Source organism: Xanthobacter autotrophicus (genome assembly GCF_005871085.1).
In the GTDB taxonomy this organism is placed as follows: Bacteria; Pseudomonadota; Alphaproteobacteria; order Rhizobiales; family Xanthobacteraceae; genus Xanthobacter; species Xanthobacter autotrophicus.
The window spans coordinates 93,089-112,300 of record NZ_VAUP01000037.1 but is presented as its reverse complement, the minus strand read 5'-3'; the positions used below and the strand labels follow the sequence as shown (position 1 = coordinate 112,300).

Genomic DNA, 19,212 nt, shown 5'->3' with positions numbered 1-19,212 from the left:
GTTGAGCATGCAGGTGCGCGGTTTCGCTGGACGGTGTCGCGTAGGAACCATTGGGAGGAACAACATGACGATCAACCCTGTCACCACACACCAGATGGCTGAGCCCATCTTCGACATCGCCGAGCTGTCATCGTTCGAACTGTTCTCGCCATGTGTTGATGAGACAGTGTGGTTCTTCCGGGACCTCCTCGGCATGATCGAGACCGGCCGCAGCGGCGATTCCGTATTCCTCCGCGGCTGGCAGGAGGCCTACCGGCATTCGCTGAAGATCACCTATCGCGAGCGCCCCGGCATGGGTTTCGCAGGATGGCGGGCCATGTCGCCGGCGGCCCTGGAGCGCCGGGTGAAATCGATCAAGGACAGCGGTCTCGCCCGCGGCTGGGTCGAGGGCGAACAGGGCATCGGCCCGTCCTTCGAGTTCACCCTGCCGGATGGCGCCGTGCAGCGCATCCACTGGGAAGTTGAATACTATCAGCCGGAGCGGGACGACAGGAGCGTGGTGCTCAATCGCGTGCAGCGCCGGCCGCTGCGGGGCGTTCCCATCTCGGGCCTCGATCATCTCAATATCCTGTCGCGCAATGTGAGCGACAACCGGCGCTTCTTTGCCGAGCACCTCGGCTTCAAGCTCAGCGAGCACATCCTCCTCAGCGATCACACCGAGGCTGGGGCCTGGCTGCGGGCGATGACCCGATCCCATGACATCGCCCTGGTGAAAGACGGCGCCGGGCAGGGCGGCCGCCTGCACCATGTGGCCTTCCTGTACGGCAATTCCCAGCATCTTGCCGACATCTGCGATGTGATGACCGACCAGGGGCTCGAACTGGAGGCGGGTCCCGCCCTTCACGGGGTCAGCCAGGCTCAGTTCGTCTACGTCTTCGAGCCGGGCGGCAACCGCATCGAGCTGGTCGGGACGCCGGGTTACATCATCACCGACCCGTCATGGGCGCCGGTGAACTGGGTGCAGGACCACCTTGACAGCGCGATCATCTGGTACGGCGCGCCCTTGCCCACGGAATTCGACACCTACGGCACGCCTCATGACGGGCCGACCCGGTACCGCACGCCGAACCGCTACATCGCCGCGGAAGCCGCGCTCCTTCTGGCCGGGACAGATGGTCTCTCCGGCATCAATGAGCATGCCGTATCGCGATAGGATCAAGCGTCAGCTTTGGGTGGCGGGGGGGGGGGGGGCGGCGGCTCGTTACCGTCGCCAAGAAGGAGAGACGCGCGGGTTCAGCTTGAGGCGCGAGGAACGCACGAGCCCCCCTGCCGGGATGAGTTGGGATGGAATGGCCATGGCCCTGGATTGGAAGACTCTGGAAGCGTTCGCCGAGCATCTCGAAAATGCTGAATTGGAGCGCCGCGCGATCACGAAGATCACTGATGATTGTCCCGATTTGAGTTGGGAGGAGGCGTACGCCATTCAGGATTGCATCCGGGCGCGCAAGGTGGCGCGCGGCGTACGCATCACCGGACTGAAGATGGGCCTGACCTCTTTGGCGAAGATGACGCAAATGGGCGTGGAGGACCCCATCCATGGCTTCATCACTGACTATGGGATGGTGCCCGATGGCGGGGAGATCGCTATGGATGCGCTGATCCATCCCAAAGTCGAGGCCGAGGTCGGGTTCGTGCTGAAACGGCCCCTGTCCGGTCCGGGCGTGGATATCGATATGGTGCTTGCCGCGACCGACCGGATTGTCCCGGCAGTGGAAGTGATAGATTCGCGTTATCGCGATTTCAGATTCGACCTCAAGAGCGTGATTGCGGACAATACCTCGGCGGCGCGCTACGTCGTCGGAAGCTCTACGACGCCGTTTGCCGCCTCCGATCTTCACCGTCTCAATGTCGTCTTGGAGAAGAACGGCAGCGTCGTCGCCGAGGGTGTCGGAGCCACGGTGCTAGGTCACCCCGCGGCGAGCGTGGCCATGCTCGCCAATATGTTGGGACGCAAAGGGGAAGGATGGGAAGTGCCGGCCGAGGCCTTGATTCTGACCGGAGGCATCACCGAGGCCGTACCGGTCGCACGGGGTGACTGGATTGATGTGCGCTACAAGGATTTTGGAAGTGTCTCGTTGCATTTTGTCTGAGCGCACTTGGATACAGTGGCAAGTAAAGAGTGGAAGCTTGCGTAGAAAGCCTGCGCATGCGTAATGCACAATCCAGTCACGGAGCGCTTTCAGGTGATCGACAAATTAATTGCATATTTACGCGCGATACGGACAATTCCATTCTGGGGAAAATGAATGTAGGGCTTTTTAGGGCTGTCAATCGAAAACATTACATTTACTTATCTCTACGGGCGACGCTTTACTGGTTGGAAGACAGGCAGGTATGACTTTGTCATGTGAAGCGGAACGACGGAATTGATTCGACCGGAGGACCGGAGCGTGCGCTGAAATAACATTGCCTCAGCTAGGTAACTGTCCGAGCAATTGTTTTATTACGTAGGATTGATGGGCGATATTTCGCTATATACACTTAACGTCCTGTTGGTGTGAGCTTAATGATATTGTGATAGGTGCAGATTTTCGCTCATTATGGCCGGAAGTACTTGAGGATTCGCACCAGAAGTACTCGGAAGCCTATGACCTGCATGATCTGTCTGAACCCGGCATGACCGGCTGCTGGCGTAGTCGACATCGATTGCGCCGCCCGGCACATCTGAGGGGTCGGGCCATCTCGCGGATCAGGGGTATCTTCGTCATCCCGCGTCGCCCTGCAGGAGAGCAGATCGGCGTTGATCGGCGCCCCTTCATGCCGCGATGTTCGCCTCGGCTGCGAAGCCCGCATCGCCCGAGACTTCGTGCGATGTTTAGCCTCGGCATTTGATGGACATTGCCTTCGTCGCACTTCCCCCGCACCGAGCGCTTTGTGTTCATGCAGATAGAGTTCGTGGAGCGAATCGCATCAAAAGAAATATTTAAATATTAATTTTTGTATTCAATCCATCGGATCAATTAAGAATTACGAAAACGTCTGCGGCCTGTGATGCATTGGAATAATTTTTGATATTGTGGTGAGATATAATTCTCATTTAGGTTTATGTATCATGTAATCGTGCAGGAAGTCTATGAATCGTAGCGTCTTTGCCGGCAACAAGCGTGTTTCGGTGATCGCATAGACGGGGACCGGCGTGGCCTGCCACTGTGGCAGGACGCGACGCAGCCGTCCGTTGGCCAGGTCGTCGGCGACGATTTCCTCCGCCAGCATGGCGATGCCCAGATCGAACGCGGCGAGGCGCCGCATCATCCCGATACTGTTGAGTTGGAATCGGCCGCCGACCGTGACGTCGATCGCCTCCGTCGCGTCATGCAGCGTCCAGACATTGGCTGACGGGCGCATGCGCAGGCACTCGTGGCCGGACAGATCGGCCGGCTGGCGGGGCTCGCCATATAGTTCAAGATACCGCGGTGAAGCATAAAGATAACGCGGAAGAACGGCGATCTGGCGCGCGATCAGATTTGAATCAGGCTGTTCTCCCATACGGATCGCCACATCAAACGGCTCGGTCACGAGATCCACTCTGCGCGGAGTGAGGTCGAACTCGAAGCTTATGCCTGGATAGCGCCGCGAGAATTCGGCAATCTGCGGCGCCAGAAACGTCGTGGCAAAGTCAACCGGCAGGGAGACGCGCAGCACACCACTCGGCTGGGCCAGAATCTCCCCAAGTTGCTCATGGGCGAGCCGCGCCTCGTCGACAATACGCTTGCAGCGCTCGAAATAGATCTGGCCAGCTTCCGTCAACTCGATCTTGCGTGTGGTGCGGTGCAGGAGACGCAAGCCGATCGCCTTCTCGAGAAGTCCGATCCGGCGGGACAGGGTGGAGTTGGGCATGCCGATCGTTTCAGCCGCTCGGCGGAAACTCCGCGCCTTCACGACCTCGACGAAGAGAGCCATGTCATTCAGCAACTCCACATGCATTGTTCCATCAACGGATTAATTTCTACCTAGCCATTAATTTTATGCCGATATCGGGGTGGTCGGCAATGCCGCACCTCAACTCGCGTTCCCATGCCAGACGCAGACGCTCGGGCCAGCCGAATAGGTGTGTCTCCCGCAAGGGCGCCACGTGGTGTTGAGATGGCTTCAAGAATTGTCCGGGCGAATGCTTGCGCGTAGGTTCAACCGATAGGGAGCCGATCACTCCCATTTGCGGCATGCGGCCGTCGACCTTTTCATCAGAGCCGGACCTGGCCCCCGTCCGTCGCGATTGTCTGGCCAGTCACGAAGCCGGAGTCTTTCGAGCAGAGGAAAGATACGACGCCCACCAGATCCTCGGGCTCGATGACCCGGGGAATGGCCTGCTGCTTGGGGAGGTATTCGTAGATATCCTGGTTTACGCCCCTCATTGTCGCCGTATTGGTCAGGCCGGGCGCGATGACGTTCGCCGTCACGCCATCGCCGCCGATTTCGCTGGCCAGCGCGCGGGTGAAGCCGATGACGCCGCCCTTGCTGGCGATATAGGCCGTCATCTGCGGCGCGTTCAGCCAGAAGGTCGTGCTGGCGACATTGACGATGCGGCCATATTTGCGGGCCCTCATGCCTGGCAGGAAGGCCTTGGTCATCAGGAAGGGGCCGTCGACGTTGACGCTCAGGACTTTTTTCCAAGTGGCGAAGTCGGTGTCCTCGAACGACTTCCAGGGGTAGATCCCGGCATTGTTGACCAGCGCGACTACTGGCGGCAGCGCCGCCTCGACAGCCGCAGCGAACCGGAGCGTCGAGTCCGGCGAAGTGACGTCGACAACGGCCGAGAAGAATTTCCGCCCTTCGGCTTCCACGACGGCGCGGGTCGCATCGGCCTCGGCGACATCGGCGACGGCGATGTCGAAGCCATCGGCCGCCAGCCGTTTCGCATAGAACTGGCCGATTCCGTTCGCGGCCCCCGTGATCACTACGGTTCCCTTGGACATAGGGTGTCTCCTTTGCAAACTGTGTTGAGGAAGACGTGCCGAGGGCGGTGATGGGAAGTCCGCCACCCTTTTGCAGTCGGCACGTTCTGTTCCGGTGGCTCAACGGGCGAGGACATTCCCGCTGAACATGCCGCCCTTGAAGACCGGTACGCTGGCGTCCGTAGTGAACAGCACCAGATCGGTGTCGGCCTGGGCCTCGACCACATAGGCTTCATCGTCCAGCACCAGGCTTTCGCCGTCGCAGAGAGCCTTGGTCCCGACCGATGCACGGCCCGCGAAGACGTAGAGCAGCCGCATCGCACCGGGGACAGGCACGGCAGGGAGGGCTAGCTTGGCGCCGGCGGACAGATGGCTGTCCTGCACCCAGGCGGCGGCCCGCAATTCCAGCGGCGCCTCGCCTTTCGGGCCGGCGATCAGCCGCCACTCGTCCTGGCTGATCGCATCGGGAAAGTCATGGAACTGCACCATCGGTTCGAGAGCCGGAGCGCGAGGGCGGATGAAGATCTGAAGGGCTTCGATGTCCTCCGTGCCCACCATCTTTTCCTCATGCTGGAACGTGTGCCCGGCGTTCATCAGCATCAGCCGGGTCTTGGTCAGCACTTCCTCGTTGCCGACCGTGTCGCGATGCAGCATGGTGCCACCGCGCATATAGGTGAGGATTTCGTCGTCGCGATGCGGGTGCAACGCGACGAAGCCCCCCGGCCCGATCAGTGCCTGATCGATTCGGCCGATTGCGCCGATACCGCTGTCGCCCTGGCCAAGCGTCATTCCTGGAAACAGGATTTCGATCCCGAAATCCCCTGTCCGGTGCGTGCGCTTGACGCTGCGATCAAGTTTGACGGGGGTCATTTCGCATCTGCGGCTTCCGACAGCGCCGGATAATCGATATAACCCGCACCATCGGGGCTGCCGCCGTAATAGGTGGCGCGGTCGGGCGTGTTCATCGCAGCGCCGGACTTCAGGCGTTCGACGAAATCCGGCGTGGACAGCACGAACTGGCCATAGGCCTCCAGATCGGCCAGCCCAGCCTTCACATCGGATCCGACGTCTTCGAGCGCACGACCGGGCCGGTTGAGGATCAGCGCCTGATGCCAGAGCGCGCGCAAATCGGCTAGCAGCGCGTCATTGCCGAGATGCATGATGTGAATATAGGCTAGCCCCAGCTTGTTCAGCTCGCGCACGAGATAGCGGTAGAGTTCCGGCCCCTCGGCACCCTCGTCCAGGCCGCCAAGCGTTGCGCCGGGCGAAAGGCGAATGCCGGTGCGGTCCGCTCCGATCTCCGCCGCCACGGCGCGGGCCACTTCGAGGGCGAAGCGGGCGCGGTTCTCGATGCTGCCGCCATAGGCGTCGGTGCGCAGATTGGCATTCACCGAGAAGAACTGCTGGATCAGGTAGCCATTGGCCCCGTGGATCTCGACCCCGTCCGCTCCGGCGTCGATCGCGTGCCGCGCGGCGTTGCGGAAATCATCGACGGTCTTCGCGACCTCTTCGATCGTCAGGGCGCGCGGCTCGGGGATCGGCTGCATGCCGGTCGCGGTGAAGATCTGATCGCCCGGCTTCACCGCCGAAGGGGCCACGGGCTGCCGATGATGCGGCGTGTTGTCGGGGTGCGAGGTCCGCCCGACATGCATCAGCTGGATGACGATACGCGATCCCTTGGCATGAACGGCCGAGGTGACGGCACGCCAGCCTCGAACATGGGCGTCGGTGTAGATCCCCGGCGTCGCCAGATAGCCCTGGCCGTCCTCCGAGGGCTGGGCGCCTTCGGTGACGATCAGACCCACCCCGGCCCGCTGCGCGTAATACTTTGCCGCAAGCGCTCCAGGCGTGCCATCGACCAGTGCCCGACTGCGGGTCATCGGGGCCATGACCAGACGGTTCTTGGTTTCGATCGCGCCGACCTTGGCCGGGCTCCAGATGTCGGACATCGTGCTAACTCCATAGTTCTTGCCACGAGACATGAGATGAGGATGGTGTCGGCCGTCTCGGGACCTGTTCGTCGGATGAGGCCGAGGTCTCTTCCTTGCGTCTGCTGCGACAGCTAGTGCGCCATTTATCTGCCGCATAGATCGGTTTTTGGGATAGATTGCTCCATAAGTGGAGCAAAGTGATCAGGGTTGTCGGATATGCCGCCGTGGGGTGGCTTGGCGGCCCCCATTCATCTTCTCAAGAACATCGACCTCGCAGGACAAGGTGGAGCGGACCATGCCGAGCATCCCCGGAGGCAGGTCGAAGTTTCATTCTTTCGTGATTTCAGCGAGTGAGTGGCGTCGGAGCCTTAGCACCTCTCATCATTGATCCATCACCGGATCAATGATTCTCATTCTGCCATGTTTATCCCACGCGCAGCAGCCGCCATCTTCTCGGGCACTATCGAGGGGGTGACCTCCAGATGAGTGTTCTGTTCAAGCCCACCCGCATCCGCCGGCTGCAGCTTCCGAGCTGCCTTTCCGTGGCGCCGATGACGCGCGCCCGGTCGAGCGGTGACGATGGCGTGCCCACCGACAAGGTCACAACATACGACGGCCCGCGAGTTGGTGCCGGCCTGAACATCAGCGAGGGCGTCTTTCTCGTCGCCATGGGCAAAGGCTGCCCGGACGCCCCTGTCCTCCGCGGCTACTCCGGCCCAAGGAGTGAGCCGTGACAACACTTGCGAGGCTGCACCGCGCCAACCGTGGCAGCGACTTTCGTGCAAGCCGCCTGCACGGCGGCGAAATCGCTGGGCTGATCGACCCTTTCCTTGGGGTCGATCATGCCTGGATGAGCGCGCCGACATTTCCTCCACACCCGCATGCCGGCTTCTCAGCGGTGTCTTACCTGTTTCTGGACTCGGAAACTGGAATCGACAATCGCGATTCGCTCGGCAATCGCACGCTCATCCAGCCTGGCGGTCTTCACTGGACCACAGGCGGTCGCGGGGTGGTTCACGAGGAAGTCCCGGCGGAGAGCGGCAAGACGGTGCATATGCTGCAGATCTTCGTCAATCTGCCGCGCGAGCGGCAGGGTGCGGCCCCCTTCGCCTTGAGCCTCGCATCGCTGGATGTCCCCGTCGTCCGACTGCCCGGTGTCAAGATTCGCGTGCCGCTTGGCCGGTATCGCGAGACACGGTCGCCGCTGACGCCACCGACCGAGGTCAACCTGCTCGACATCCTCCTTGAAGACGGCGCCGAACTGGTTCTCCCGGTCGAGGCAAGTCACAACGCTTTCGTCATGCCGATCCACGGCACATTGACCATCTGTGGCGAGTGCTTCGACAGCAACAAGCCTCAGCTACCTATCTATCCGGCTGGCCATGGTTCTCGGGACCTCACGATCGAGGCACGACAGGGCCGCGCCAAGGCTGTGGCGTTCTCAGGCCGTCCTTTGCTCCAGCCCGTGCATTGGCACGGGTCAATGGGGATGGCCTCACCAGAGGCGCTGGCTGATGCCTTCGCTGCTTACCAGCGTGGCGAGTTTGGCGCGCTGCCAAGCGGACTGGCGCCCAGTCGGTATTCTCGGGGCGCATGACCCCGCTCAACTCCAAGGAGAACCACAATGGCATACGAGAAATTTACCGCCGACAACAGCGCCATGCTGCTGATCGACCATCAGGTGGGAACCATGGGCTGGGCGAAGTCCATGCCTTTCGAGGAACTGAAGCGCAACGCGCTGATGTTGGCGAAGGCTGCAAAGATCCTGAAAATCCCCACCGTGCTGACCTCCAGCATGGAAGAATATGCACAGGGCCCGCTCTTGTCGGAACTGGAAACCATCCTGCCCGACGCATTCTCCGCCCGCATCAAGCGCCAGGGCATCGTCAATGCTATGGACGACGAGAAATTTGCCGCCGCCGTCAAGGCCACGGGCCGCAAGAAGCTGATCGTCGCCGGTGTCACCAATGACGTCTGCACCGTTTATCCGGCGCTCAGCCTGGTACGCGATGGTTTCGAGGTTCAGGTCGTTGCCGACGCCGGCGCTTCGCCCACCAAGGCAGCCGACGACATCGCCTTGCGGCGCATGGACAAGGGTGGCGTCACGCTCACCAGCACCAACCAGGTCATTGCCGAACTGGCTGGAAGCTGGGGCACCCCCGAAGGCGGGCAGCTGGTGCAGGTGCTGATGGAAGCGCTGACGGCGTAAGGCGCTGCGCCTCGACGGGCTGTTGCTGGATAGCTCTCCGCTGCGCCCGGCCCGAATCGGCGCAGCGGTTTGGCGACATCAAAGTCGATGAAGACCGTGCTCCGCTCATCCGGCCTTCCTGATGGCCGGGCAGGCACTCTGCGACAGCGGGCGGAAGGCCTGCTCACCGGGAATGACCTCGATCACGTTGTAGACGTCCCATTCGGACTTCGACTGTTGGGGCGTCTTGACCTGCAGCAGGTACGTGTCATGGACGAGGCGGCCATCCGGGCGCAGCGTGGCGTTGCGGACGATATCGTCCTCCACCGGGATCTCACGCATCTTTGCGGTGACGGCCTTGGGGGCCTTGGACCTCAGCGCCGCGACCGCCTTCAGGTAGTGGCGCGTTGCCGAATAGGCGCCCGCATGGCTGATGGATGGCATCTTGCCGCTGCCGGCAACTTCAGCGAAGCGGGACGACCAGGTCCGGGTCCGGTCGTCGACGTTCCAATAGAAGCTTTCGGTCAGCTGCGTCCCGGCTGCGGCCGCGAGGCCGAGCGCCTTGACGTCAGGGAGGGTCAGAAACAGGGCCACGGGCTTCTTCCCGCTCGTTTGCAGGCCGAATTCCGAGGCTTGGCGGATCGAGGCGGTTGCATCGGTTCCCGCGTTCGCAAACGCGACGAAATTCGCGCTCGACGCCTGGGCCTGGAGGAGGAAGGAGGAGAAGTCGCTGGTCTGGAACGGGTGCCGCACCGCGCCGACAACTTGCGCGCTCTGCGCGTTGATGATTTCGGTGCCATCCTTCTGCAGTGAATGGCCAAAGGCATAGTCGGACGCAAGGAAGAACCATTTGGTGCCCGGCTTGGCCAGGGGCTTCACCGCACCCGCGACCTGGCTGTAAGTGTCCCACATCCACTGCACCGACGTATCGGGGGAGCAGTCCTCGTTGGTCAGTCGCGCGGTGCCCCCCGGGAAGAGCACACTGAAGCTCTGCCTCTCCCGCGCAAGTGACTGCACCGCCAGTTGCACGGCAGCGTTCACCACGTCCCCGATCACATCCACATTTTCCGTATCAATCCACTTGCGCGCGATACCGAGGGCAATATCGGCCTTGTTCTGATGATCGGCGGCGATCACTTCGACCTGCATGCCCTTGCACTCGGCCTTGAGGCAGTCGTCCACCGCCATCTGCGTGGCGATCACGGAGCCCTTGCCGGCAAAATCGGCGAACGGGCCGGACAGGTCGGTCAGGACGCCGATCCTGACCTTGAGACGCTGCTCCTGCGCGAGACATGCTCCGGGCGCACCGGAAAGAAGGACGCCCAGCAGGGCCGCAGCGGTGGCGATTGTGATGCGCATGTTTCCATCCCTTGATTGTGGCCTGCGGCGACCGATCGGCTTTCGGGCCTGCCGGCCGGAGATCGCGTGCAATCCCGGCCGACATCCGCGCCGAACCATTAGTTGGTCGTCCGACCAAAACTTGGGACGGTGTCGATGTCAATAAAAAATGTCCCGGACCTGTCCAATGGTCACTCAGAGGAAGGGGCCAAGCCCCGCCCTCCCACGGCCATGCCGTCGTCCGCATCGCCCAGGCGCTCGAAGCCGGCGGAGAGGAAGGGCAGCATCATGTCGAAGATCCGGCCGATGTCGGTAGAGCGTATGGCTCCATTGGACAGTTGGTCCGCCCGTCCGGTCTCGGCCGCGATTCCGAGCATCACGCTGACCATGAAGGTGAAGCCGGCGACGAGCTTCGCCTCGGAGCAGGTCGGGAACGTGCGGCGGAGCTCGTTGAGAAAGACAGTGGCGACCGGGTCGTAATAGGTGCTGAGAAGCCCCGTCCATCGCTGTGAATTGGCAACGCTCGATATGATCTTCGTATAGCTCTTCCATTCCGCCCCGGCGCTATGGGACAGCTCCAGGAAGGGCCATGTATAGGCGTGGATGATCCGCTCGGCGGGAATTGCGGCCGGCAGGAATGACTTGCGCTCCCTGGTCAGCAGGCCGAGACGTCTCCTGCCGATTTCGGCCGATCGGCGCTCGATGAGCGTCTCGTACAGCAACTCCTTGTTCTGGAAATGATAGGAGACGAGGCCGATCCGCGTCTCCGCCTTGATCGCAATATCGCGCAGCGAGGTGGCGTCGTATCCGTGAGTGGCGAACAAATGCTCTGCAGCACTCAAGATGCGCTCGCGCGTCGGAGGGCCTGCATCCGGAACTGCTTTCTTTTTCACGATCCCTCGCCGTTGTTCTGCACAGGCATTATCCATGATCGCCCATCGGGGGGATCGCGGCAACCGATTGACAGGCCCGACCGTCCTCGATATTTGGTTGGACGACTGACCAATAATATTCGAAAGCAGGTCGAGGAAGCAGGACATGCCGAGCCAGAAGAAGGTCGAGTTCAAGAGCGGCAGCCACATCATCAGCGGCATTCTCATCGTGCCGGACGGCGCGAGCGGTCCGGTGCCCGTCGTCGTGATGGGAGGGGGCTGGTGCTACGTCAAGGAAATCGTCATGCCGCACTATGCCAAGGGCATTGTGGCGGCCGGCGCCGCGGTGCTCATGTTCGACTACCGCAATTTCGGCGAGAGCAGCGGCACGCGCCGCCAGCACATCGATCCGTGGGAACAGATCGAGGATTTCCGCAGCGCCGTAACCTATGCCGAGACGCTGCCCGAGATCGATCCCCGGCGCATCGGCGTGTGGGGCATCTCCTATGCCGGCGGCCACGTTATCGCCGTGGCGGCCATCGACAGCCGGGTGAAGCTCGCGGTCTCCAACATTCCGGTGGTCAACGGCTACGAGACCATGCGCCGGACCCACGGCTCCACCCGCTTCAACGATCTCGAGGACCTGCTCCTGGAGGATCGCAGGGGCCGGGCGAAGGGCCATGACGGGCGCATGCCCATGTCCTCGCTGACGCCGCCGACGGAACTGTCGACCTGGCCGTTCCCGACCATTCACTCGGTGTTCAACGACATCAAGGCCCGCGAGGCGCCCAATCACGAGCACTGGAGCACGATCGAGAGCACCGAGCTGCTTCTGAACTACGATGTGGGCCCGTTCGCGCGGCGCATCTACGACAAGCCCATCCTGTTCGTGATCGCCGAGGGCGACGAGATCACCCTGTGGGATCTGGAGATCGCTACCTACCATTCGGTTCCATCGGCGCAGAAGGAGCTGGCGGTGATCCCCAAGGTCTCGCACATGAGCCTCTACTCCCAGCAGGACCACCTGTCCCGCGCCGGCGCCGCGGCTTCCGCCTTCATCAGGAAGCATCTCGTCGACGCCTGAACGCAACCCGAGGAAGCCGGAGACATGCTCCGGCTTCCGCCATCCGGCGTCACGCGCCCTCGAAGGCGATCGCATCCTTGAGGTTGAAGCTGCACAATTCGTAGCCGCGGCGGAAATCCACCATGTGCCGCCGCATCCACAGCTCGGCCTGCCCAGCATCGTGCGCCTTGAGCGCGTCGATGATGCGCCGGTGCGCCTGCGCGAGGCGGCGCGGCCCGGTCTCGCAATTGAGCGGATGGGCGAACAGCTTGGCGAGCGCCGGATAGAACAGCTGGGAAATGGGCTCGCGAGCGAGCAGAAGCGCCTTGTTGGCGGCAATCTCGGCAACGAGGGTGTGGAACTCCACGTCGAGAGCGATGATGGAGCGGCCTGCGGCGCGCTCCTCTTCCATGTGGCGATAGTTCTCTTCGAGCTGCGCGATCTGCTCTGCGTCGATCCGGGCGGCGGCCCGCGCAGCGGCGCTGGGCTCCAGCGACATGGAGACCTCCCACAGCTCCTCGAAGGTCACGCGCTGCATGACGAGGGCGCGCGAAGCCCGCGGCGCGAGGTCGGAATAGTGCGGCGCCTTCACGAACAGCCGCCGGCCGGCCTCGCGACCAACGAGGCCGCTTTCTTCCAGGATCCTGAGGCCCTCGCGCACGGTGTGCCGGGCGAGGCCAAACTGCTCGGCGAGCTCCGTTTCCGTCGGCAGGGGATCTCCGGCGCCGAGGCGACCGGTCATGATCTGCTTCTCGATGGCGTCGCACACGGTGCGATAGGCCGGGACGGGCTCAATACGTTGAAACATGGCGCAATCTCGATCGGGGCTGGCCGGCATTATCATCCTGGACCACGTTGTGCAAATGTTCCATTGTCCAACAAATCAACATGACGTAAGACGGTTTCAAAATGAGGTGCGCCGGACCGTGAGGAAGACCCTCGCCCACGGGGTGGAACGGCGGCCGGCGGGATCAGGGAAGCGGAAATGACACGTGACATCGTGATCGTCGGCGCTGCGCGCACGGCCATCGGCACCTTCGGCGGGACCCTCAAGGACGTGCCCCTGTCGCAGCTCGCGACCACCGCCGTGAAGGCCGCGCTGGAGCGCAGCGCCGTCGCGCCTGACGCGGTTGGTCACGTCGCCCTCGGCAACGTCATCCCGACCGAGCCCAAGGACGCCTATCTGAGCCGCGTCGCGGCGCTGAATGCAGGCCTTCCCCAGGAGGTGCCGGCCTTCAACGTCAACCGCCTGTGCGGCTCGGGCCTGCAGGCGATCGTCTCCGCGGCTCAGACGATCGCGCTGGGCGACACCGACGTCGCCATCGGCGGCGGTGCCGAAGCCATGAGCCGGGGGCCGTACATCTTGCCCGGCATGCGCTGGGGCCAGCGCATGGGCGATGGGCGCATGGTGGACTACATGCTCGCCGCTTTGCACGACCCCTTCCAGGACATCCACATGGGGATCACCGCGGAGAACGTGGCCGCCCGCCGGCAGGTGAGCCGGGAGGACCAGGATGCGCTTGCCGCGGAGAGCCACCGCCGCGCCGCCCACGCCATCGCCGAGGGGCGCTTCCGCGAGCAGATCGTGCCGGTGGAGATCGTCTCCCGCAAGGGCACGAAGATCTTCGACACGGACGAGCACGTGCGCGCCGAAACTACGGTCGATGTCCTGTCCAAGATGAAGCCGGTGTTCAAGGCCGACGGCACCGTGACCGCCGGCAACGCGTCCGGCATCAACGATGCCGCGGCGGCGGTGGTGCTGGCCGAGGCCGGGCTTGCCGAGAGGATGGGGCTCAAGCCCCTCGCGCGCCTCGTGGGCTACGCCCATGCCGGCGTCGCGCCCGACGAGATGGGCATCGGCCCCATCCCCGCGACGCGCAAGGTGCTGGAACGCACGGGGCTTTCCGTCGCGGACCTCGACTTGATCGAATCCAACGAGGCCTTTGCCGCCCAGGCCTGCGCCGTGGCGCGGGAGCTCGGGTTCGATCCCGCGAAGGTCAATCCCAACGGCTCGGGCATCTCCCTCGGCCATCCCGTGGGGGCGACCGGCGCCATCATCACTGTGAAGGCCATCTATGAGTTGCACCGCATCGGCGGGCGCTACGCGCTCGTGACCATGTGCATCGGCGGTGGCCAGGGCATCGCCGCCATCTTCGAGCGGGTGTGAGGACAGCCGGGCAGTAGACCGACCTGACAGGGAGCTGCTCCGCAAGAGGGCGGCCCCGTTCGATGAAGAAAAATAAGGGTGCCAGGGAGAAACGACAATGAAGGGCCTGATGCAGAGCCGCGACCTGAACGTGTCGGACATCATCCGTTTCGCGTCCAGCTACCATACCCATGCCACTGTCACGACACGCCGCGCGGACGGCAGCCGGGTCGTCCATTCCTATCCCGGGATCGAGGGCCGGGCGGCCCAGCTCGCCCATGCGCTGAAGCGGCGCGGCATTGCCCCGGGGACGCGGATCGGCACGCTGGCCTGGAACGACCATAGGCACCTCGAGCTCTATTACGGCGTCGCCGGCGTCGGCGCCATCTGCCACACCATCAATCCGCGCCTGTTCAAGGAACAGATCGCCTACATCATCGCCGACGCCACGGACGCGATGCTGTTCGTCGACCCGCTCGAGGTGTCGGTCCTGGAAGATCTGGGGCCGCAGCTGCGGATTGCGGGCGTCGCCACGCTCGTGGTGCTGGGCGGGGACGAGGAGGTGCCCGAGACCGCTTTGAAAGCGCATCTGGAGGTGATCTCCTACGAGACGCTGATCGCCGGGGAGCCCGCCGAGATCGACTGGCCGCGCTTCGACGAGAACGAGGCTGTCAGCCTCTGCTACACGTCGGGGACCACGGGGAGCCCCAAGGGCGTGCTCTATTCGCACCGCGCCGTGGTGCTGCATGGCTATTCCACCAACCTGCCGGACTTCTTCGGCCTGCGCTCGGTGGACGTGGCCATGCCGGTGGTGCCCATGTTCCACGTCAATGGCTGGGGCGTGCCCTACAGCGCGCCCATGGTGGGAGCCAGCCTCGTCCTGCCCGGCCCACGGCCGCAGGCGGCCGACCTCTGCGACCTGATGGCGACGACGGGTGTGACATGGTCGGCCGCAGTGCCCACCGTCTGGCTCGGCGTGCTGGAGCGCCTGCGCGCGACACGCCCCGCGATCCCCCAGCCCCTCAGGATCACAGTGGGCGGCGCGGCCTGCCCGCCCCACGTCGCCACCGCTTTCCATGACGAATTCGGCATCGCCGTCAACCACGCCTGGGGCATGACGGAGACAACCCCTTGCGGCCTGTTCAACCAGCGCAAGGTGGAGAACAAGGACATGCCGCTGTCGGAATGGCTCGCCTCCCAGCGCCGCCAGGGGCGTCCCACCTTCGGTGTCGAGATGAAGGTGGTGGACGATGCCGGAGCTGAGGTGCCCGCCGATGGGGTTGCGACGGGCGAGATGCTGATACGCGGGCCCTGGATCGCGGCGGCCTATTTCAAGCGCCAAAGCCAGGACGCTGCATTCACGATGGACGGCTGGTTCCACACCGGCGACGTGGTCACGCAGGATGCCTCAGGCTATTTCGAGATCGTCGACCGCACCAAGGACCTGATCAAATCGGGCGGCGAGTGGATCAGCTCCATCGCGCTCGAGAACATCGCCGTGGCACATCCTGCGGTCGAGGAGGCGGTGGTCATCGCCGCGCGCCACCAGAAATGGGATGAGCGCCCCCTCCTGCTGGTGGTGCTGAAGCCGGGAAGGGTCGTGGAGAAGAGCGAGATTCTCGACTGGTACGGCGGCAAGGTCGCCAAGTGGTGGGTCCCGGATGATGTGGTCTTCGTGCAGGAGCTGCCCCACACGGCCACGGGGAAGCTTCTGAAAGCCGAAGTACGCCATCAGTTTGCGGACTACATGATCAACAGGCCGCACTGACAGTCCGTGAAGATCGAAATTACTTCATACATTCAGCCGAAGTGCTTGCCCAGGTGTTCCGCATCTTTTGCAGGCCATTCCGGGAAGAGCGAGTGGAGGGGAGCATCGTGCCGGTCAAAACGCATATCGAGGATGGGGTCGGGATCATCGTCTTTTCCAATCCGCCCCTCAATCCCATCTCGGCGAGCGCCGGCATTCCCCAGGCCATCGAGGCCGCATTGCGCACGTTCGACGCCGACCCCGCAATCAAGGCCATCGTGCTCGCAGCCGAGGGGCGGATGTTCTCCGCTGGCGCCGACATCGCCGAGTTCGACAAGGATCCCGAGGCGATCGCGGGGCCGGCACGCCGGCTCGACGACGTGCTCGACGGCCTGAAAAAACCGGTGGTTTCCGCCATTCAAGGCGGCGCCCTCGGCGGCGGCCTGGAACTGGCGCTCGCGACCGATTACCGGATCGCCACGGCGGATGCGAAGGTTGGCCTGCCCGAGGTGACGCTCGGCCTCATTCCAGGCGCGGGCGGCACGCAGCGGCTGCCGTGCCTGACCGGCGCCGCACAGGCGGTGCAGCTGATCACAACCGGCAAGGTCATCAGCGCCGCCGAGGCGCACCGCATCGGGCTGCTGGACGCCCTCGCGGGAGACGATGTCCGCGCCGAGGCCGTTGCCTTCGCCCGGACGGTGGCGAGCGACGGCCGCCGCAGGAGCCGCGACCAGGAGATATCCACTGAGGGCGGGCCGGAAGCCATCGCCGAGGCGCGTGGCAAGGCGCCTCGGGGTGCGCCGGGCGACGCGGTCCGCGGCGCTCTCGACGCCATCGAGGCTGTCATCGTGCAGGGCTTCGACGGCGGTCTGAAAGCCGAATATGGCATCTTCGACCGCCTGCTGATCAGCGAGCCGGCGCGCGGCCTGCGCCACGCCTTCCTCGCAGAGCGCGCGGTGGCGCGGGTGCCGGGGCTCGATCCGGCGCTGAAGGTTGACCCGGTGCGCGCAGTGGCCATCATCGGGTCTGGCACCATGGGGACGGGCATAGCGCTGGCGGTGGCCCAGGCCGGGCTTCCCGTCACCGTCATCGACGCCAACGCCGCGGCGCTGGAGCGCTCCCGGTCCTCGGTGGAAAGCACCATCTCGCGTGCTGTCGAGCGGGGTCGGATGAGCGAGGCCGCGGGCCAGGCGCAGCGCGCATTCATCGGCTTCTCCCTCGACATGGAGGCCGTGCGCGGCGCGGACTTCGTGATCGAGGCGGTGTTCGAGGATATTTCCGTCAAGCAGCAGGTGTTCGAGGCGCTCGACCGGCTCGCCGACGCGGGCGCGGTGATCGCCTCCAACACCTCGACGCTGGATGTGGACAGGATCGCGGCCTTCACGAACCGACCGCAGTCCGTGGTCGGCACGCACTTCTTCAGCCCCGCGAACATCATGCGGCTGCTGGAGGTGGTGCAAGGCGCGAAGACAGCCTCCTCCACGCTGGCGCGCGCCATGACCTTCGCCAAGCAGATTCGCAAGGTGGGCGTGGTCTCGGGCGTCTGCGACGGCTTCATCGGCAACCGCATGTTCGAGGAGTATCTGCGCCAGGCCTACTTCCTGCTGGAGGAAGGCGCCCTGCCGCAGCAGGTGGATGCCGCCATGGAGGCCTGGGGCATGGCCATGGGGCCGCTGCGCACCATGGACCTTGCGGGCCAGGACATTGGCTGGAGCATCCGCAAGCGGCGCGCAGTAGAGCAGCCCGACCGGCCCTATTCGTGTATCCCCGACCTGATCTGCGAGATGGGCCGCTACGGCCAGAAGACCGGCGCCGGCTATTATCTCTACACAAGGGGCGGCAAGCCGGAGGTGGACCCGGCCATCGACGCGCTCGTGATTGAGGAATCGCGCCGCCTCGGGATCACCCGCCGCCCCATCAGCGACGAAGAGATCGTCGAGCGCTGTGTCTATGCGCTGGTGAATGAGGGTGCACGCATCCTCGAGGACAGGATCGCCGCGCGTCCCCTTGACATCGATACGGTGTGGGTCTGCGGCTACGGCTTCCCGCGATTCCGGGGCGGGCCGATGTTCTATGCCGATCGTGTGGGACTGCCCCACGTCCTTTCCCGCATCGAGGACTTCGCTGGCGCCTACCAGGGCTGGGCCTGGACGCCCGCCGATTTGCTGCGCCGTGCGGCCGAGGCCGGCACGGGCTTCGCCGCCCTCAATGGAGACGTGGCATGACCAATGATCTGCATCGCCTGCTCGACCTTTCCGGCCGTGTCGCCATCGTCACCGGCGGCTCGCGCGGCATTGGCCTGCAGATGGCGGAGGCGCTTGGCGAGTTCGGCGCGCATGTCGTCATCACCGCGCGCAAGGCCGGTGAGCTGGCGGATGCGGGACGCCACCTCGAAGGGCTGGGCACCGCCTGCACCACGTTGGTATCGGACCTCTCGGATCCGGCCTCGATTCCTCTGCTGGTGGAGGCGGCGCTCGCCGTGACGGGGCGCATCGACATCCTAGTGAACAATGCGGGCGCGACCTGGGGCGCTCCGGCCGAAGCCTATCCACCGCACGGCTGGGCCAAGGTGATGGACCTCAACCTCAACCGCCTCTTCGACCTCACGCGCGAGGTGGCGGCGCGGGCGATGCTGCCGCAGGGCTACGGGCGGATCATCAACATTGCCTCCATCGCCGGCCTGACGGGCAACCTGCCGGGCATGGAGGGCACCGCCGCCTACAATGCCTCGAAGGGCGGCGTGATCAGCCTGACGCGCGCGCTCGCCTCCGAATGGGGCGCGCGCGGCATCACGGTGAACGCCCTCGCGCCGGGATATTTCCCCTCGAAGATGACGGCCGGCACCCTCGACAGGCACGGCGAGAAGCTCCTTTCCGTGACCCCGCGCGGCGTGCTCGGCGGCGAGAGCGACCTGAAGGGGGCGGCGCTGCTCTTCGCCTCCGATGCCGGCGCCCATATCACCGGCCAGACCCTCGCGGTGGACGGCGGCATGACCGCGGTCTGAGCGCGGATGCCACTGTTCTGAATCGAAACAC

The 19,212-nt window shown here is 64.0% G+C and carries 17 protein-coding genes; 10 read left to right on the top strand and 7 right to left on the bottom strand.

What is annotated here, in order from left to right:
* Window positions 1-64: 64 nt before the first annotated feature.
* Together FBQ73_RS18300 and dmpH are read left to right on the top strand one after the other, a co-directional pair.
* Window positions 65-1,153, top strand: a complete 1,089-nt coding sequence (locus tag FBQ73_RS18300; RefSeq protein ID WP_210236821.1) for a VOC family protein — start codon at window positions 65-67, stop codon at window positions 1,151-1,153.
* Window positions 1,154-1,289: 136 nt separating this feature from the next.
* The gene (gene dmpH / locus FBQ73_RS18295; protein WP_210236820.1) at window positions 1,290-2,090 is read left to right on the top strand and encodes a 2-oxo-3-hexenedioate decarboxylase; all 801 of its coding nucleotides are present in this window, start codon (window positions 1,290-1,292) and stop codon (window positions 2,088-2,090) included.
* Window positions 2,091-3,033: 943 nt separating this feature from the next.
* On the opposite strand, the gene FBQ73_RS18290 is transcribed toward dmpH, so the two are convergent.
* The 4 genes from FBQ73_RS18290 to FBQ73_RS18275 all read right to left on the bottom strand — a co-directional run bounded on the left by FBQ73_RS18290 (window position 3,034) and on the right by FBQ73_RS18275 (window position 6,841).
* Entirely contained in the window at window positions 3,034-3,918 is an 885-nt protein-coding gene (locus FBQ73_RS18290) for a LysR family transcriptional regulator (protein WP_138400930.1), read from the bottom strand.
* Window positions 3,919-4,181: 263 nt separating this feature from the next.
* On the bottom strand, window positions 4,182-4,913 hold the full coding sequence (locus FBQ73_RS18285; RefSeq protein WP_138400929.1) for an SDR family NAD(P)-dependent oxidoreductase: 732 nt from the start codon (window positions 4,911-4,913) through the stop codon (window positions 4,182-4,184).
* Window positions 4,914-5,012: 99 nt separating this feature from the next.
* Window positions 5,013-5,762, bottom strand: a complete 750-nt coding sequence (locus tag FBQ73_RS18280) for a pirin family protein (RefSeq protein WP_138400928.1) — start codon at window positions 5,760-5,762, stop codon at window positions 5,013-5,015.
* Window positions 5,759-6,841, bottom strand: coding sequence for an alkene reductase (locus tag FBQ73_RS18275; protein WP_138400927.1), 1,083 nt, complete (start codon window positions 6,839-6,841; stop codon window positions 5,759-5,761). The genes FBQ73_RS18280 and FBQ73_RS18275 overlap by 4 nt, the downstream gene beginning before the upstream one ends.
* A gap of 464 nt (window positions 6,842-7,305) precedes the next feature.
* Here FBQ73_RS18275 and FBQ73_RS18270 point away from each other — a divergent pair, with 464 nt between their 5' ends.
* The 3 genes from FBQ73_RS18270 to FBQ73_RS18260 are packed head-to-tail and all read left to right on the top strand — an operon-like array spanning window position 7,306 to window position 9,032.
* On the top strand, window positions 7,306-7,557 hold the full coding sequence (locus FBQ73_RS18270; protein ID WP_138400926.1) for a hypothetical protein: 252 nt from the start codon (window positions 7,306-7,308) through the stop codon (window positions 7,555-7,557).
* A complete protein-coding gene (locus tag FBQ73_RS18265; RefSeq protein ID WP_138400925.1) occupies window positions 7,554-8,420 on the top strand; it encodes a pirin family protein in 867 nt (288 codons plus the stop codon). The genes FBQ73_RS18270 and FBQ73_RS18265 overlap by 4 nt, the downstream gene beginning before the upstream one ends.
* A 27-nt stretch (window positions 8,421-8,447) precedes the next feature.
* A complete protein-coding gene (locus FBQ73_RS18260) occupies window positions 8,448-9,032 on the top strand; it encodes an isochorismatase family protein (protein ID WP_138400924.1) in 585 nt (194 codons plus the stop codon).
* A 105-nt stretch (window positions 9,033-9,137) separates the two neighbouring features.
* Here the strand turns inward: FBQ73_RS18260 and FBQ73_RS18255 are convergent, their stop codons facing one another.
* Both FBQ73_RS18255 and FBQ73_RS18250 read right to left on the bottom strand, forming a co-directional pair.
* On the bottom strand, window positions 9,138-10,370 hold the full coding sequence (locus FBQ73_RS18255) for an ABC transporter substrate-binding protein (RefSeq protein ID WP_138400923.1): 1,233 nt from the start codon (window positions 10,368-10,370) through the stop codon (window positions 9,138-9,140).
* A gap of 170 nt (window positions 10,371-10,540) precedes the next feature.
* Window positions 10,541-11,434: a TetR/AcrR family transcriptional regulator gene (locus FBQ73_RS18250; protein ID WP_170218966.1), complete on the bottom strand. Its 894-nt coding sequence runs from the start codon at window positions 11,432-11,434 to the stop codon at window positions 10,541-10,543.
* Between FBQ73_RS18250 and FBQ73_RS18245 the strand changes: the two genes are divergently transcribed.
* Window positions 11,388-12,305, top strand: a complete 918-nt coding sequence (locus tag FBQ73_RS18245; RefSeq protein ID WP_138400921.1) for an alpha/beta hydrolase — start codon at window positions 11,388-11,390, stop codon at window positions 12,303-12,305. The two genes, FBQ73_RS18250 and FBQ73_RS18245, sit on opposite strands and share 47 nt — an antisense overlap.
* Before the next feature lie 49 nt (window positions 12,306-12,354).
* On the opposite strand, the gene FBQ73_RS18240 is transcribed toward FBQ73_RS18245, so the two are convergent.
* Window positions 12,355-13,092 (bottom strand): FadR/GntR family transcriptional regulator, encoded by a 738-nt coding sequence (locus FBQ73_RS18240; protein ID WP_138400920.1) that lies wholly within the window; start codon window positions 13,090-13,092, stop codon window positions 12,355-12,357.
* Window positions 13,093-13,269: 177 nt separating this feature from the next.
* Between FBQ73_RS18240 and FBQ73_RS18235 the strand changes: the two genes are divergently transcribed.
* The 4 genes from FBQ73_RS18235 to FBQ73_RS18220 all read left to right on the top strand — a co-directional run bounded on the left by FBQ73_RS18235 (window position 13,270) and on the right by FBQ73_RS18220 (window position 19,181).
* Window positions 13,270-14,451, top strand: a complete 1,182-nt coding sequence (locus tag FBQ73_RS18235) for an acetyl-CoA C-acyltransferase family protein (RefSeq protein ID WP_138400919.1) — start codon at window positions 13,270-13,272, stop codon at window positions 14,449-14,451.
* 97 nt (window positions 14,452-14,548) lie between these two features.
* Window positions 14,549-16,198: a long-chain fatty acid--CoA ligase gene (locus FBQ73_RS18230; protein ID WP_138400918.1), complete on the top strand. Its 1,650-nt coding sequence runs from the start codon at window positions 14,549-14,551 to the stop codon at window positions 16,196-16,198.
* A 107-nt stretch (window positions 16,199-16,305) separates the two neighbouring features.
* Window positions 16,306-18,402, top strand: coding sequence for a 3-hydroxyacyl-CoA dehydrogenase NAD-binding domain-containing protein (locus FBQ73_RS18225; protein ID WP_138400917.1), 2,097 nt, complete (start codon window positions 16,306-16,308; stop codon window positions 18,400-18,402).
* A complete protein-coding gene (locus FBQ73_RS18220; RefSeq protein ID WP_138400916.1) occupies window positions 18,399-19,181 on the top strand; it encodes an SDR family oxidoreductase in 783 nt (260 codons plus the stop codon). Before FBQ73_RS18225 ends, FBQ73_RS18220 begins: the two co-directional genes overlap by 4 nt.
* The last annotated feature ends 31 nt before the right edge of the window (window positions 19,182-19,212 follow it).